Here is a 14,851-nt window from a genome sequence, read left to right as displayed (position 1 = left end):
CCACCACCCACCACATCACCGCCACCCAAACCAACACCACCACCTTCACCGCCCACACCCACACCACCCCCCTCTAACCCACCACACACACCCACACCAGAACCAGAACGCAACAGCGCAACCCGCCAGCCGGAGTTCCGGTGCGCCGCCGTCAGTGACGGACGGCCGTCGGGATCCGCGCGAGAACGGCCGCCGCCCGCACCGGATCAGCGCGCAACCACACGGACACGTGCTCCCGCACAGCCTCAGCGACACAGGCACGGACCGGCGCGTTCCCCAGCCGGTCACGGGTGGCCCCCTCCAACTCCGGCCGGTCCAGCTTCACCAACACGACGGCCGACAGGCCCACACCGAGCCCCATGGGGCTGAAATCCGGGTCGGACGGGGTCAGCACCCGCCGCTCCCGGGCGCAGGCCGTCAGCGCGGCCGCCAGCCCGTCACGGAAACCGAGTTCATGCGTACCGCCGGCGGCGGTCCGCCAACTGTTGACGTAGCTCGCGATCCGCCCCGCACCGGAATCACACCAGCGGAAAGCCACCTCCACGGTCCCCTCCATCTCGGAGAACCCATGCTCGAAACCGATCACCTCCGAGCGGACCGGGACACCCTCCCCCGCGATCCAGTTGCCCGCCCCGCCCGGAAAACGGAACCGAACAACGCGAGGCGCCGAAGGATCACGCCCATCAGTCAACGAGATGTCCAACTCCCGGTTCAGGAAAGCTACTTCTCTGAACCACCCCGCCAGCGTGCCGAACGAGAACTCCAGCGTCTCGAAGACCCCGGCATCAGGCCAAAAGGAACGACCGTCCCACTACCACCAACCGGCCCCACATTGGCAGGCGTCACCACGGCCGGCCCGGTACCGGCAGGCGTCACACCGCCCACACCCCGCTCGTACTCCAACACCCAACAGCCGCCATCGCGCCGCACCACCGCCACCAGACGGCTCGACAACGCATTGACGACAGCCAGTCCCACCGCACCGAAACCACCGAACAGCGAACGCCGACCGGCCGGCGGCGCTCCGCTGCCGAGCACGGTCAACTGGCTCTCCAGCGCAGGGCCGTCACCATGGCCGGCGTACCCGACCGGGAGACCCGTGCCGTCGTCCTCGACGCGGACGCCGCCGTCGGCGGTGAGGCCGATCTCTACACGGCCGACCGTATTGCCGAGGATCTCATTCAGCGCCCGCTCCTTGATACCGGTGCCCAGAGCAAACCTGCCTGCAAGGACCGAAAGGTGGAAGTACAAGATGTGGTATCTGGAGATCTTCTCGAAGGAGACAGAGGAGCTGATCGAAGAGGTACCCCTGCGGATGATCCGGGCCAAGGATGTCCGGGCCGTGCTGGGCCGTCCCGAAACCGAGGATGTCCACGACGGCGGCCACCCCGTCACAGGAGGCACCCTCGAAGTCCTCCTCCGCCTGGCAGGGTGCCCGATCGACGAAGGTGCGGACTACTTCCTCGCCTACACAGCACCGAGGCTCCCCCTGTGGGCCGTAGGCGAAGAGCCAACGGTGTTCTGGCGCAACGGCGTCCTGGTCAACCTGCACGACGTCTGACAGAACCACAGCACGCACCGACCCCACCGACCCCCACGCACCCGAACACCCCAGAAGCACCCCGCCCACACCCTCGCGCACCAGACCTGCACAACACCCCAACCGCAGGCGGCCGCACCGATCCGAGAGCGGGCGATCAGGACGCCGCCGCAAGGGAGAGCGCTCCCGAGCAGCGGCCGGATCCGCACAGACCGCGAGCCCGAGGCATCCAGGCCGCCCGGCCCGCCTGCCGTCAGCCCCCGGACACCCGTGGCGTCCTACACCTGACCGCCCGGACCGGCCACCTCACCGCCCCACGGCAGCACCTCCTCCCACCTGCGACAACACAGCGCTGCAGCCGACAGGGCGCCAGAAGACGCCCCAGTTCGCACAGGTGGGACGGCAGGGCGGGTCCGACGCCCAACCGTGACAGGTGATCTGGAGTCATTGACGCCGCACGGTCCCGGTGATTCACTTCCCAGCGCGGGAGAGCGCTCTCAAGCCGTGGGAACCTGCCTCGGACCCCTCCCGTCCATCCACCACCCAGGGAGAGTCATGTCTTTCACCCCGCCCCGCCGGACCGTGCTCCGCGGCGCCGCGGTCGCCGCCGCACTGCCCGTGGTCGGCAGCCTTTCGAGCGGCGCGGCCCATGCCGCGTCGGAATCCCGCGGGACCCCCGGGTTGGGCGCCAACTTCCTGGTCTTCGACCCCTCGATGGGCGACGCGGCGATCCAGGCCCAGGTCGACGCCGTGTTCAAGATCCAGGAATCCAACCAGTTCGGCACCGAGCGGCACGTCCTGGCGTTCAAGCCGGGCACCTACAACGTCGACATCAACGTCGGCTTCTACACGCACGTGCTCGGCCTCGGCGACAGTCCCGACGATGTCGTGATCAACGGTCATGTCACCTCCGACGCACAGTGGTTCGAGGGCAACGGCACCCAGAACTTCTGGCGGGCCGCCGAGAACCTGTGCATCGTCCCGCCGGACGGCCTGGAGCGCTGGGCGGTCTCGCAGGCGGCCCCGATGCGCCGCACCCACGTCAAGGGCAACATGACCCTGTGGCCCAGCCCGCCCGGCAACCGCTGGTCCAGCGGCGGTTTCCTCGCCGACAGTGTGGTGGACGGCCAGGTCGAGTCGGGTTCGCAGCAGCAGTGGCTGTCCCGCAACGACACCTTCGGCAGCTGGACCGGCGCCAACTGGAACATGGTCTTCGTCGGCACCCAGGGCGCTCCCGCCCAGAGCTTCCCCAACCCGCCGATGACCACGGTCGACCGCACCCCCGTCGTCCGGGAGAAGCCGTTCCTCACCGTGGACGCGCGCGGCTCGTACCACGTCTTCGTCCCGGCCCTGCGCCGCAACTCCACCGGGACCACCTGGGCCTCCGGCAAGACCGCCGGGCACAGCATCCCGCTGTCCCGCTTCCACGTGGCCCGGCCCGGCGACTCCGCCAAGACCCTCAACCACGCGCTCTCCCGGGGTGAGCACCTGCTGTTCACCCCTGGCATCTACCCGCTCTCGGCCCCGCTGGAGGTGTCCCGCCCCGGGACGGTCGTCCTCGGCCTGGGCCTGGCCACCCTCCAGGCCGTCAAGGGCAACTCGCTCATCGAGGTCGCCGACGTCGACGACGTCTCCATCGCCGGCGTGCTCCTCGAAACCGCCTCCGCCGGCTCCCGCGTGCTGCTCAGCGTCGGGGACGGCCGCAGCCGGAAGAACCATGCCGCCCGCCCCACCGCGCTCTTCGACGTCTTCGTCCGCGTCGGCGGTTTCGTGCCCGGCGGCACCGAGGTCGGCATCCAGATCGACAGCAACGACGTGATCGTCGACCACGTCTGGATCTGGCGCGCCGACCACGGCCTCGACGGCAGTGTCGGCTGGTCGGTCAACCCGGCCGGCACCGGCTTCCTCGTCAACGGCGACCGGGTCACCGTCTACGGTCTGTTCGTCGAGCACTTCCAGAAGCACGAGGTGCTCTGGAAGGGCAACCACGGCCGCACCTACTTCTTCCAGAACGAGCACCCCTACGACGTCCCGACCCAGTCCGCCTGGGTCCGCCCGGGCGCCCGCGGCTACGCCGCGTACAAGGTCGCCGACTCCGTAACCGAACACCAGGCCTGGGGCCTGGGCAGCTACTGCTTCTTCAACCTCCAGGCCGACATCTACACCGACCGGGCGTACGAGGTCCCCGACACCCCCGGGGTCGTCCTCACCGACCTGATGACCGTCTGCCTCAACGGCCCCGGTGGCGGAGGCATCCTGCACTGCGTCAACAACAGCGGTGACCCGGTGCAGAACGGGTTCGGCACCTACTCCATGAAGGGGTACTCGAACGGCGTCGCGTCCTTCTGACGTTCCGTCAGGACAGTGACCAGGCCTTCCGGTACGCCCCATCTCCAGCCAGGGCGTACCGGAACGCCCAGTAACCAACGGACGTACTGAGCGAAGTACCAGGGCGAGCATGTCCGGCGCCGGTGACGTCCGAAGCCGAGGACATCGCCGTCGGCTCCGGGCGCCGGCGTCATGCCGGGTGGATCAGACGGCTGTCGTAGGCGAAAATCACGGCCTGTATCCGGTCGCGGAGTTCGAGCTTCTGCAGGATCCGCCCCAGATGGGACTTCACGGTCGCTTCCGCGAGAAACAGGGTGGTCGCGATCTCGGCGTTGGACAGGCCGCGGCCCACCTCGACGAGCACCTCGCGCTCACGGGCACTGAGCCGCCTCAGCCGCTCGTCGTGGTCGGTGCCGCTGCCGCTGCCGTCGGGGATGTGCGGACGGAAGTTCTCCAGCAGGCGGCGGGTGATCCGCGGGGAGACCACGGCGTCCCCCTCGGCCACGCTGCGTATCGCGGTGAGCAGTTCCTCGGGCCTGGTGTTCTTCAGCAGGAAGCCCGAGGCTCCGGCGCCCAGTGCGGCGAAGGCGTACTCGTCCAGGTCGAAGGTGGTGAGGATCAGCACCCTGCTCTGCGGGGCGAGCCGGATGACCTGCCGGGTCGCCTCGATCCCGTCCGTCCCGGGCATCCGGACGTCCATGAGGACGACATCGGGGCGCAGCTCCCGGGCGAGGCGTACGGCCTGGCTGCCGTCCGCGGCCTCGCCGACCGGTGCCATGTCGGGCTGGGCCTCCAGGACGGTGCTGAAGGCCATTCGGAGCAGCGCCTCGTCGTCGGCGATCAGGATGCGGATCGTCATGCGGACACCGCTCCGCTGCTGCCGAGGAGGAGGCGGGTATGGACTCCCCAGCCGCCGCTGGGCAGCGGTCCGGCCCGCAACTTCCCTCCGTAGGCGGCGGATCGCTCACGCATGCCGGGGATGCCGTGGCCGGACGGTGCGGCGGTGGAAGGTGGCGGGCAGGGGCCGGTGTCGATGACGTCCACGGTGAGGGCCTCGGTCGAGCACCGTATCCGGACCTTCGCGTGGGTACCGGCGGGTGTGTGCTTGAGGGTGTTGGTCAGGGCTTCCTGCACCAGGCGGTAGACGGTGAGTTGTGCGGTGGCGGGTACGTGGGCGTGGCCGCCCTGGACCTCGACGCGGGTCGGCAGCCCGGCGGCGCCCATCTGGTCGGCGAGGGCCGCCAGTTGTGCGATGCCGGGCAACGGGTGGCGCTGCGCGTCCGGTTCGTCGGTCCGCAGGATGCCGAGCGTGCGCCGCATGTCGGTCAGGGCCTGCCGGCCCGTCTCGGAGACCTGCAGCATCGCGGCGGTCGTCCGGTCGGGCGACCGGTGCTGCGCGTAGACGGCGGCGTCGGTGAGCGCGACCATGACGGACAGGTTGTGGGTGACGATGTCGTGCATCTCCCGGGTGATGCGTGTCCTCTCCTCGGCGACGGCCAGGCGCGCCTGCTGGTCCTGCTGCTGCTCCAGGCGGGCAGCCCGTTCCTCCAGGACCGCGAGGTAGGCGCGCGTGGTCCGGACGTTCACACCCAGGACGGCGGCGGCGAGGACCATCGCGGTCACCGCGACGAAGGGGGTCAGGAATGCGCCCTCCGTCGCCCAGCGCAGGCAGGCCAGCAGGGCCCCGCCCTCCACGACGGCAGCGGCGAGGAGCGTGCCGCGCCGGCCCGAGTTCGCGGCCACCGTGTAGAGAGCCACCAGCAGGGCGATGTCGGCGGGCAGTTGGACGTTCGTCAGCCACTGGACGAAGGCCGCGGCTGCCACGGCGCCGAACACCGTGAGCGGGGCCCGGCGCCGCCACACCAGGGGCAGTGCGAGAGCGGCGGTGAGGGCCACGGCCGCCGGGAGCTCCTTCGGCGCGCGGGTGGTGACGATGTCGAGCAGGAGCAGCGCCGGCAACAGCGAGTCCCCCATCACGGGCGGCCATCGCAGGGCCCAGCGCCGGGCGGCTCCCAAGAGTCCCACCGGTCCCACCGGTCGCGCCGCTCTCGCCGCTCTCGCTTCTCGCGCGGAGGCCAGGTCGGCGTATCTCGTCAGCCGTGAGGCTGTCCTCGTCCGCCGCACGCGGTCCCGGTAGCGCACCGGGCGGGCATCGCCGGGCCCTGCGGCCTCCTCGGTCATCACACGTCCTTGTCGGTTCAGCATCATGGTGGCCCCGGCCGGGCCCGGCACCGCACCGGATGGAGCCGGGCCGGGTCAACACGGGGGCGCAGCCCAGCATGTACTGCGGCCCTGTCACGCTAGGCCGCGGACCCGCGAAGCACATCAGTCCACCGTCTGACTGCATCGGGCCGGGGTACGACCGCAGGAGGAGGCCCCTCACCTCCTGCGGTCGCAAGCAGCCGTTCACCCGGCACGCGCGACTGCGACTCCGGTCGCACGGGGGCGGGCCCCGGATTGCGACTGCGATCGCAGGCGATGCCGACCCGGGATCGATGTGGCATCGCCTGCCCCGCCCCGAGGATGGCCGGGTGACCGAGATCATCGCGGGGCTGTACATGTCCCCTCCGGAATTCCTCTCCCTTCCAGGTGCCTTCGCGCTGGTGGTGGCGCGCTGGCTTCCCTCCGCCGCCCGACCACGCGTCACGATCGTGGCGGGGGCGGAACTCGTGCTGTGCACGATCGCGCTGAGCGTGGTGGGGATCCGCTGGCAGATGCTGCCGGTACTGACCGGCGCTGCCGTGGCGCTGCCGTTCGCTCTCTCACCCCTGCTGCGACGCCGTACCGGCCGGCCGGCGCGGCGGGCCCGCTGGTGGCTGGCGTTGCCGGGATCGGTCGCCTGCGCCGGCCTGATCGCCACGGGCCCGGTGGCCGCCTGGGCTTTCCCCGTACCCGCGTTCCCCGAACCGTCAGGCGACTTCGCGGTCGGCACCCGGGTGGAGCAGTGGACCGACCCACGCCGGCCCGAGAGCTTCACCGCCGATCCGGACGACCGGCGCACGGTCGTGGTGCAGCTCTGGTATCCCGCGCAGCAGAGCCCCGCAGGCGCGCAGCGGGCCCGGTACCTCGGACGCACGGAGCACGAGGCGCGCACCGTCTCCGACGCCCTCGCCCGCGAAGTCGGCCTGCCCGGCTTCCTGGTCTCCGGCGTCTCACGTGCCCACACCCATTCGGTCTTCGACGCCCCGGTGAGCGGCGGGGGCGAACGGTTCCCGGTCGTGCTGTTCTCCCCCGGGTCGGGCGGCGTGCGCACCCAGAACACCGCCTGGGCCGAGGAACTGGCCAGCCACGGCTACGTGGTCGCCGCGCTCGACCATCCGTACGACTCCGCCGCCGTCCTCCTCGCCGACGGCCGAACGGTCAACACCGGGATCGCCTCCACCGGCGACCGGGACAAGGACGACGAGCTGGCAGCCGGCTGGACAGCGGTCCGAGCCGCCGACCTCAGCTTCGTCCTCACCCAGCTGGACAGTCTGGACCGAGGTGAGATCGCCGGCCCGCTGACCGGACGCCTGGACACCGGCCGGGTCGCCGTCACCGGCCACTCCATGGGTGGTGCTGCCGCTCTCCAGGCAGCCCGGCAGGACCGCCGGTTCGACGCCGTCATCGATCTGGACGGCTACCCCCACGGCCCCACGACCCCCTCCCTCGACCAGCCCACGCTCGCACTCACCCAGGCCGTCACCCCCGCAACCGACCCGCGCTACCTACCCCGCCTCACCGAAGCGCTCCAGGCCAGTACCGCGACGAGCTACCGGCTCACCGTCCCCGGCGCCGCACACCTCACGTTCATGGACGGCCCGCTGTACCTGCCGCCCGTACCCTCCATAGTCGGCTCCCTGGGCCGCACCGCGAGCCCGCGCATCGTCGCCGCAGCCACCCTCTCCTTCCTGGACACCACCCTGCGGCACCAACCCGGTGACCTGGCCGGCATCCTGCGGGCCTACGGCGACCTCACCGTCCACCACCCGGACCCGGACAGCAGCCGTTGATCGGCTGCTGCGCGGCGGCCGACGACAGAGCCCCAACCACGGCCCTGTCGACGCGGCCCAGGCAACGGCCCGCGTCCCGGCGGGTCAGCCACGGGGCACATCCCCAGCCTGCGCACCGGCCGCACCGTCCGGATGGCCCTGTCCCCGCTGCTCGCGCGCGTCCTCGACCTGGGTACGCCAACCGTTCCGCCGACGGCCTATGGCGACGGCCTGGATACGCTGACCCGTGAGGGGCCGGTCAGGTCTCGCTGACCAGTGCCGGCCGAGTTCGACCGCCTGTCAGTGCGGGCCGGCACCCTGTACGCGGTACCCGCACCCACAGAGACGGAGCCCGAAGTGCTGCCCCCTGTCACCGGACGCGATGAGTTCGCCGCGCTGATCATCAGAACCGACTTCGGCGACGAGACCGCCTGGCAGGCCGTGCGCGCGGAGATATCGATGCCGTGGGGCGACGACGACTACGAGCCCACCGTCCACATCGTCGATGACCCGGCCTGGGCCGGTGCCACGGCGGACGACGTGACCGCCGCCGTGGCCGCGGACGAGGATCTGAGCGTCGTCTTCCTCGCCGACCGCATCACCATGCGAGACCACGACCACGCACTGCTGGCGGTGGCGGTCCTGACCAGGGACGAGTGCGAGAGCGACGAGGAGTTCGAGGCCTACGGCGGATCGGTCCGCACCGTCCCGGCCGGTATCCACGACATCCACGCGAACCTGTCGATCGCCAACCTGGATTTCGCGGACGTCACCGATGCCGCCCGGACCGATCCCGCAGGCATCTTCCGGTCCTTCTAGGCACTCGCCGCGGCCGCGGCCGTCAAGCGCTCCGTCGCGCAGGAGGTCCACCGCCACCTCGCCAGCGCGTCGAGGGCCGACTTCTCCGCTTCCCTCCCGATACGGGCGGGCGGGCCGATAGAATTCTCCTGACTGTCCGTCACATGCCGAAGCAGGGGCAGGTGCCCAGTGAGCGACGCCGACCGCAACACCGCCGACTCGCAACCGCTGTACGTGCAGAACGTCATCGCCGTCAACGGCTTCGCGTTCGGCGCGATCGGGGCCGACATCCATGTGCACGGCGCCGGCGGACTCCCGCTCTACCTGCTCGGCAACTGGCAGAGCCCGCCCGACACCGACCGGGACTGGCTCCGCGAGCTGCCGAGCCGGATGCTGAACGCCCGTCGCGCCGTGGTCCCCTTCACCGGCCGCCAGGACGAACTCGACCGGCTGCGGGAGTGGCGGGACAACGGCGGCCGGCTCGGCGTCCGGTGGCTGTACGGGCCGGGCGGCCAGGGCAAGAGCCGCCTCGCCGCCCGCTTCGCCGACGAGTCCGCCGAGGCCGGCTGGAAGGTCGTCGTCGCCTTCCACGGCCCCGACGCCGACCCGATCGAGCCCGGCAGCCAGGACCTGCGCCCCGACGGAACTGCCGGCGTGCTGCTGATCGTCGACTACGCCGACCGGTGGCTCACCACCAACCTGACCTGGCTGCTGAAGAACGCCCTGCTGCACCGGAGCGGTGTGACCACCCGGGTGCTGATGCTGGGGCGCACCATGAACGAACTGCCCCAGCTCCGCGGCATCCTGGACACCTACCAGGCCACCGTCTCCGTCCAGTCCCTCGCGGCCCTGTCTCCCGGTGGGGAGGGCCGCGGCGCGATGTTCACCGCCGCCCGCGATGCCTTCGCGAGGATCTACCGGGTGGACGACGCCACCATGGTCCACCCGCCGCCCGCGCTGGGCGACGCGGAGTTCGGGCTGACCCTGGCCGTCCACATGGCCGCGCTGGTCGCCGTCGACGTCCGCGCGGCGACCATCGCGATCGGGACCGAACCCGAGACCGCGATCGGGACCGGCACCGGCGCCGGGACGGAGCATGCGGCCGGGGCGGCGACAGAGTCCGGGCCGAGCATCGAACTGCCCACGGACCAGCCGGGGCTGACCATGTACCTTCTGGACCGCGAGCGGCTGCACTGGGCCCGGCAGTACTCCGACGGCGCCAACGCCGCGCAGGACGGGAACGGCTTCCGGACACCGCCCGAGGTCATGAACCGAACCGTGTACGCCGCCGTCCTGACCGGCACACTCGCCCGCGCGGCCGGGGCGGCGGTCCTCGACCGGCTCCGGGTACCCGACGCCCCCGAGGTGCTGGACGACCACACGTCCTGCTACCCACCTGCCGAACCGGCCGCCGACCAGGTCATGGAGCCCCTCTACCCGGACCGCCTCGCCGAGGACTTCCTCGCCCTGACCATGCCGGGCCACCACTTCGCCTACCCGGAGCAGCCGTGGGCCGCCGCCGACACCTCCGCACTGCTCGAACGGCGCACGGCCGAGCGCGACCCGGGCCGCGCGGCGGCTCCCTGGACCGCCCGCGCGGTCACCTTCCTGCTGTCCGCCGCCCAGCACTGGAACCACCTCGGCCCGCAGTACCTGCACCCGCTGCTGCTGACGGACCCCCGGCTCGCGGTCGACGCCGGCAGCGCCGCGCTGACCATCCTCTCCGGCCTCCCCGACATCGTCCCCGTCCTCGAAGCCCTGGAGGCGCACCTCCCGGAGGGCCGGCACACCGACCTGGACGTCGGCGTCGCGGCGGTGACCGCACGCCTGACCGCGCACCGCCTCGGCCTGACCCGCGATCCGGCCGAACGAGCCCTCCTGCACGCCGTTCTGGCGACTCGTCAGTCGAACGCCGGCCTCGCCCGCGAGGCGCTCGACAGCAGCGTCCGGGCGGTCGAGTGCCTGCGCGGCCCGGCCGAGGAGGACCCCGCGCGGCACCTGCCCGGTCTGTCCGGTGCGCTGGCCAACCTCGGCGCGTGCCGGTCGGCGCTGCGGCAGCACGCCGAGGCCCTGGCCGCCACCGAGGAGGCCGTGCTCCTGGCCCGCCGCCATGCAGCCGAGTACCCAGCAGCCGAGTACCCCGACGCCCCGCAGGCCGACCTGGCCCGGCCCCTGAGCAACCTGGTCCACCACCTGCTGGAGGCGGACCGCCTCGCAGAGGCCGTGGACACCGCCCGCGAGGCGGTGGAGCTGTACGACCGGCTGTCCGATGCCGACGCCGATACCGACGGCTACCGGCCCGGCCTCGCCCGCGCGCTGGTCAACGCGGGGATCGCGCAGTTCCAGCTGGGACACCGGGCCGACGCGGTCGAGACCGGCCTCGCCGCACTCGCCGTCTTCCGGGACCTGGCTGCCGCCGACCCCGACCGGTACGAGCCCGAGTTCGCGACCTCGCTGACCACCGTCGCCAACCACCTGTGGGGCATGGGACGCGGCGCGGACGCATGCGGCCCCGCCGCCATGGCGGTGAGCATCCGCCGCCGGCTGGCCACGGTCAACCCGGACGCCTTCCGGCCCGCCCTCGCCCGCGCGCTGACCGGGCTCGGCATCTACCTGTGGGCGGCGGGCCGCAGCGCCGAGGCGCTGGCGACCAGCGAGGAGGCCGTGGCCCACTGGCGCGAACTGGCCGTGGTCAACCCCAGCCTGCACGAGGAGTTCCTCGCCGCCGCGCTGTCCAACCTCGGGAACCGGCTCGCTGCCGTCGGCCGGCCGACGGCGGCCCTGGCGGCCACCGAGGAAGCCGTGCAGATCCACCGCGGCCTGGCCGCGAGCGGCAAGGCCTTCAACCGGGACAATCTCGGAATGGCGTTGAACAACCTCGGTAACCGGCTCGCCGCGGTGAACCGTACGGAGGACGCCATCAAGATGTCCCACGCGGCCGTCGGCATCTACCGGACCCTGGCCGACGAGCACCCGTCGGCGTACCGGTCGGCGCTGGCCCGCGCGCTCGCCAACCTGGCCTCCCACTGGGCCCAACTAGGCCTCATTCGCAAGGGATTGACACTGACCGAGGAGGCCATCGCGATCCAGCGGGAGCTGGCGTCGGCGAACCCCGCGGCGTTCACCACCGACCTGAGGCGCTTCGAGGCCAACCGTGACACGCTGCGCTCGGAGCTCGCGGACTGACCGGCGCGGGCGTCAGTCGGCCGCCTGGGCCGGGCTGCCGCCCTGCTCCCTGCCCTCGTGATAGATCAGGTTCCCGCCCTGGACCCCGAAGACCCGCCCGTTGCCCTGGGCGATGTTCGTCTGCTTGTAGACGCGGCCGACGGCCTCCTCCGGCAGCGACGGAGCGAGCACCTCGTCCAGCACCCTCTCCAACTCCCCCGCGAGCTCGGGCTGCCGGCGGAGCAACTCGGACAACCGCTGCTGCCAGTCCGCGGCGAGCGCGTCCTGCAAGCCCTCGTCGCCCTGCTCCTGCGCCACCAGCACCTCCCGCCGCAGCTCGGCCAGGTCCTCGCCGACCAGATCCGCACGATCCGGACGGAACCGGCGCCACACGGCGACCACCCCGTCACGCGCGTGCTCCCAGGCGTCGGTGGCCATCGCCCCGACGAGCGACGACCCCACGACGGCCGCGAGCGTGGCTGGATCCATGAAAACCTCTCCCCTCACCCCGCCGGCCCGGACGCCTTCGCTGAACCTTCGGAGCACCCCCGGGTGCCGCGCACCCGCTCGGGGCGATCCTGCCCCTCCCCGCGCAGCCGGTAAACCCCTGGCGGCGGCTCATCGGAAGTGTGCGAGCGAGTACCGGCTCGTGTGGTCGATGTCGTTCCAGGACCCGAACTCCAGCAGCCACCCGCACACGAAGGCCCGGCATCCTCGGCGGTCGTGCCCGCGTCGTCGGGCCGCCGGCCGAGCCCGGTGAGCCGTCCGGTCCGGCGGTGTCCAGCGTCGATGCGGTCCGAGCCATCCGGTACTCGTGTGCCTGGTGGCGGTCCGCCCGCGGTTGCCACCCGGCCCGTTCCACGGACGACCGGGTCGTTACCCGCACCCCGTTCGTCAGCTGCGGCACGGCGCCGCAGGCCCTACCGGTGGCCCGGGCCGTCCCACGGACGACCCGGGCCACCGGCGGATCACTCGGCGGCGGGCACGGCCAGGCGGCGGGGCACCGGGGCCGGGGCGTCGTCGTCGTTGACGGCGGCGACGACGGCGAGTCGTTCCGGGGTGTCCTCGGGGCGGAGGAAGCCGATCAGGGTGAACAGGACGAGGGAGGTCAGGACCGGCGTGGCGGTGGAGACGGAGGTGGGCAGGCCCGAGATGCCGTAGTTGGTGAGCCAGAAGGCGAACAGGCCCACCGACCAGGACGTCAGCGCGGCGGTCGGGCCGGAGCGGCGGAAGAACGGCAGGGTACCGAGCAGCAGCGGGATGGAGATCGGCCCGATCAGTCCGGCGACCCACTTGATGACGACGGTGATGATGTCCCGGAACGTCGGCGAGTTGACCTGGGTGGCGACCGCCATCGACAGGCCGATGAACGTCACGGTGGCGATCCGGGCGGCAAGCAGCCCCGCCCGTACGTTCCACGCCCGGGCGGTGCGGGAGAAGACCGGGATGACGTCGCGGGTGAAGACTGCGGCGATGGCGTTGGCGTCCGAGGAGCACATCGCCATGGTGTGGGAGAAGAAGCCGGCCACCACGAGCCCGAGCAGGCCGTGCGGGATGAGCGACTCGGCGAGCAGCGCGTAGGAGTCGGAGGCGTCGGGGCGCTGGGCGTGCACCAGCAGCGGCGAGACCCACATCGGGAAGAAGAGGACGGCAGGCCAGACGAGCCACAGGATCGCGGAGAGCCGGGCGGCCCGCTTGGCCTCGGCGGGGCCGGGTGCGGCCATGTAGCGCTGCGCCTGGTTCCACATGCCGCCGTTGTACTCCAGCGACTTGATGAGGAGGAAGGCGAGCAGGAAGCCCGTGGTGTAGGGGCCGGCGACGGGGTCGGCGTGGCCTGCGGGCAGCTTGTCCCAGACCGTCCAGAAACCGGAGATGCCGCCGATCTTGGCCAGGACCGCGATCAGCATGACCAGCCCGGCGATCAGCTGGATGACGAACTGCCCCAGTTCGGTGAGGGCGTCGGCCCAGAGCCCACCGACCGTGCAGTACAAGGCGGTTATCGCGCCGGTGAGGACGATGCCCTGCATGATGGAGAGCCCGGTGAAGGTCGCCAGCAGGGTGGAGATGGCGGCCCACTTGGCGCCGACATCGACGACCTTGAGCAGGCCGCCGGACCACGCGATCGCCTGTTGGGTGGGGACGTTGAAGCGTACGGCGAGGAACTCCAGCGGGGAGACGAGGTGCAGCCGGGCGCGGACCCGGTTGAGCCGTGGCGCGAACAGGGTCGCACCGGCGCCGACGCCGAGGGCGATCGGGAAGGCCCACGTCCAGTATGAGGTGGCGCCGTAGCGGTAGGAGATGCCGGCGTAGCCCGTGAAGATGATCGCGCTGTAGCCGGACATGTGGTGCGAGATGCCGGCCAGCCACCAGGGCATCTTGCCGCCGGCGGTGAAGTAGTCGTCGACGGTGCCCACGCGGGCGTGGGACCAGACTCCGATGGCCACCATGACGAGGAAGTACCCGCCCAGAACGAGCCAGTCCAGGGTGTGCATGTCGTTCGGCCTCCAGGATCTTCACGGCCTGTGGTGGGCCGTGGCCGCGCCGCCTCTGCAGCGATTCATATCTATGGACGGCATTGACGTATGTGAATTCCCGGAACCTAACCACTCCCCGCCCGGGTGTCCACAGTCCTGACAGGATGAGGTCAATCAGCCGGAAATATCCTGCGCCGAAGGGGCACCGGGACCTCTCGGCGTGGGCGCCGGGCCGCACCGAAGCCCCCCTGCCCAACGGATCGTCAGACCGCAGGACCCGCCCGCGGAAGCGGCGGGGAGGCCTGTCTTTGTTCACACCCATGAACCTGACTCGTCATCGTGAACTTTCTTTGACTGTGCACTTGTGGCGAATTCGCTGCTGGATGCCCATCCGACAAGAGGATTTGCTGTCCAAGCATCCGACTGCAAGAAGAAGTTCGCTGAAGTGGCATCTCATCAGCGCATTGAGGTCACCCGGGGTACACCAGTACAGATCCCATATGTGACCAGAACCTTGTCAGTCCGTCAGAAGCGGCCCTACTCTCGCGGTCAGAAAGCGCTGCCCCCACTCGCAA

At 71.2% G+C, this 14,851-nt stretch carries 11 protein-coding genes; 5 read left to right on the top strand and 6 right to left on the bottom strand.

The window, feature by feature from the left end:
* Window positions 1-151: 151 nt before the first annotated feature.
* Entirely contained in the window at window positions 152-586 is a 435-nt protein-coding gene (locus ACFUK0_RS21350) for a hypothetical protein (RefSeq protein WP_380252468.1), read from the bottom strand.
* 134 nt (window positions 587-720) lie between these two features.
* Window positions 721-1,251 carry a hypothetical protein gene (locus ACFUK0_RS21345; protein ID WP_380252466.1) on the bottom strand — a complete coding sequence of 177 codons (531 nt, stop codon included), beginning with the start codon at window positions 1,249-1,251 and terminating at the stop codon, window positions 721-723.
* 1 nt (window position 1,252) lies between these two features.
* Between ACFUK0_RS21345 and ACFUK0_RS21340 the strand changes: the two genes are divergently transcribed.
* Entirely contained in the window at window positions 1,253-1,561 is a 309-nt protein-coding gene (locus tag ACFUK0_RS21340) for a hypothetical protein (RefSeq protein WP_380252464.1), read from the top strand.
* A 534-nt stretch (window positions 1,562-2,095) separates the two neighbouring features.
* Complete coding sequence (locus ACFUK0_RS21335) at window positions 2,096-3,889, top strand: adenylyl cyclase (RefSeq protein WP_380252462.1); 1,794 nt, start codon at window positions 2,096-2,098, stop codon at window positions 3,887-3,889.
* A 169-nt stretch (window positions 3,890-4,058) separates the two neighbouring features.
* On the opposite strand, the gene ACFUK0_RS21330 is transcribed toward ACFUK0_RS21335, so the two are convergent.
* A complete protein-coding gene (locus ACFUK0_RS21330) occupies window positions 4,059-4,727 on the bottom strand; it encodes a response regulator (RefSeq protein ID WP_380252460.1) in 669 nt (222 codons plus the stop codon).
* Window positions 4,724-5,884: a sensor histidine kinase gene (locus ACFUK0_RS21325; protein ID WP_380252478.1), complete on the bottom strand. Its 1,161-nt coding sequence runs from the start codon at window positions 5,882-5,884 to the stop codon at window positions 4,724-4,726. Before ACFUK0_RS21325 ends, ACFUK0_RS21330 begins: the two co-directional genes overlap by 4 nt.
* A 479-nt stretch (window positions 5,885-6,363) precedes the next feature.
* On the opposite strand from ACFUK0_RS21325, the gene ACFUK0_RS21320 reads away from it, so the two are divergent.
* The 3 genes from ACFUK0_RS21320 to ACFUK0_RS21310 all read left to right on the top strand — a co-directional run bounded on the left by ACFUK0_RS21320 (window position 6,364) and on the right by ACFUK0_RS21310 (window position 11,823).
* Entirely contained in the window at window positions 6,364-7,860 is a 1,497-nt protein-coding gene (locus tag ACFUK0_RS21320; protein WP_380252458.1) for an alpha/beta hydrolase family protein, read from the top strand.
* Window positions 7,861-8,196: 336 nt separating this feature from the next.
* Entirely contained in the window at window positions 8,197-8,658 is a 462-nt protein-coding gene (locus tag ACFUK0_RS21315) for a DUF6924 domain-containing protein (RefSeq protein WP_380252456.1), read from the top strand.
* 168 nt (window positions 8,659-8,826) lie between these two features.
* Entirely contained in the window at window positions 8,827-11,823 is a 2,997-nt protein-coding gene (locus tag ACFUK0_RS21310) for a tetratricopeptide repeat protein (protein WP_380252454.1), read from the top strand.
* Window positions 11,824-11,835: 12 nt separating this feature from the next.
* Here the strand turns inward: ACFUK0_RS21310 and ACFUK0_RS21305 are convergent, their stop codons facing one another.
* The gene (locus ACFUK0_RS21305) at window positions 11,836-12,291 is read right to left on the bottom strand and encodes a hypothetical protein (protein WP_380252452.1); all 456 of its coding nucleotides are present in this window, start codon (window positions 12,289-12,291) and stop codon (window positions 11,836-11,838) included.
* A 479-nt stretch (window positions 12,292-12,770) separates the two neighbouring features.
* Window positions 12,771-14,294 carry a sodium:solute symporter family protein gene (locus ACFUK0_RS21300; RefSeq protein WP_380252450.1) on the bottom strand — a complete coding sequence of 508 codons (1,524 nt, stop codon included), beginning with the start codon at window positions 14,292-14,294 and terminating at the stop codon, window positions 12,771-12,773.
* Window positions 14,295-14,851: the final 557 nt, after the last annotated feature.

Source organism: Kitasatospora sp. NPDC057223 (assembly GCF_042669755.1).
Classification (GTDB): Bacteria; Actinomycetota; Actinomycetes; order Streptomycetales; family Streptomycetaceae; genus Kitasatospora.
Note: the sequence above shows the minus strand (reverse complement) of the source record. Positions and strands in the feature narration are given on the sequence as shown.

What these genes read in the sequence shown, in the direction of transcription:
- ACFUK0_RS21340 (WP_380252464.1), top strand. Translation starts at nt 1,253, where the DNA reads ATGTGGTATCTGGAGATCTTCTCGAAGGAGACAGAGGAGCTGATCGAA.
- ACFUK0_RS21335 (WP_380252462.1), top strand. Translation starts at nt 2,096, where the DNA reads ATGTCTTTCACCCCGCCCCGCCGGACCGTGCTCCGCGGCGCCGCGGTC.
- ACFUK0_RS21330 (WP_380252460.1), bottom strand. Translation starts at nt 4,727, where the DNA reads ATGACGATCCGCATCCTGATCGCCGACGACGAGGCGCTGCTCCGAATG.
- ACFUK0_RS21320 (WP_380252458.1), top strand. Translation starts at nt 6,364, where the DNA reads ATGTGGCATCGCCTGCCCCGCCCCGAGGATGGCCGGGTGACCGAGATC.
- ACFUK0_RS21305 (WP_380252452.1), bottom strand. Translation starts at nt 12,291, where the DNA reads ATGGATCCAGCCACGCTCGCGGCCGTCGTGGGGTCGTCGCTCGTCGGG.
- ACFUK0_RS21300 (WP_380252450.1), bottom strand. Translation starts at nt 14,294, where the DNA reads ATGCACACCCTGGACTGGCTCGTTCTGGGCGGGTACTTCCTCGTCATG.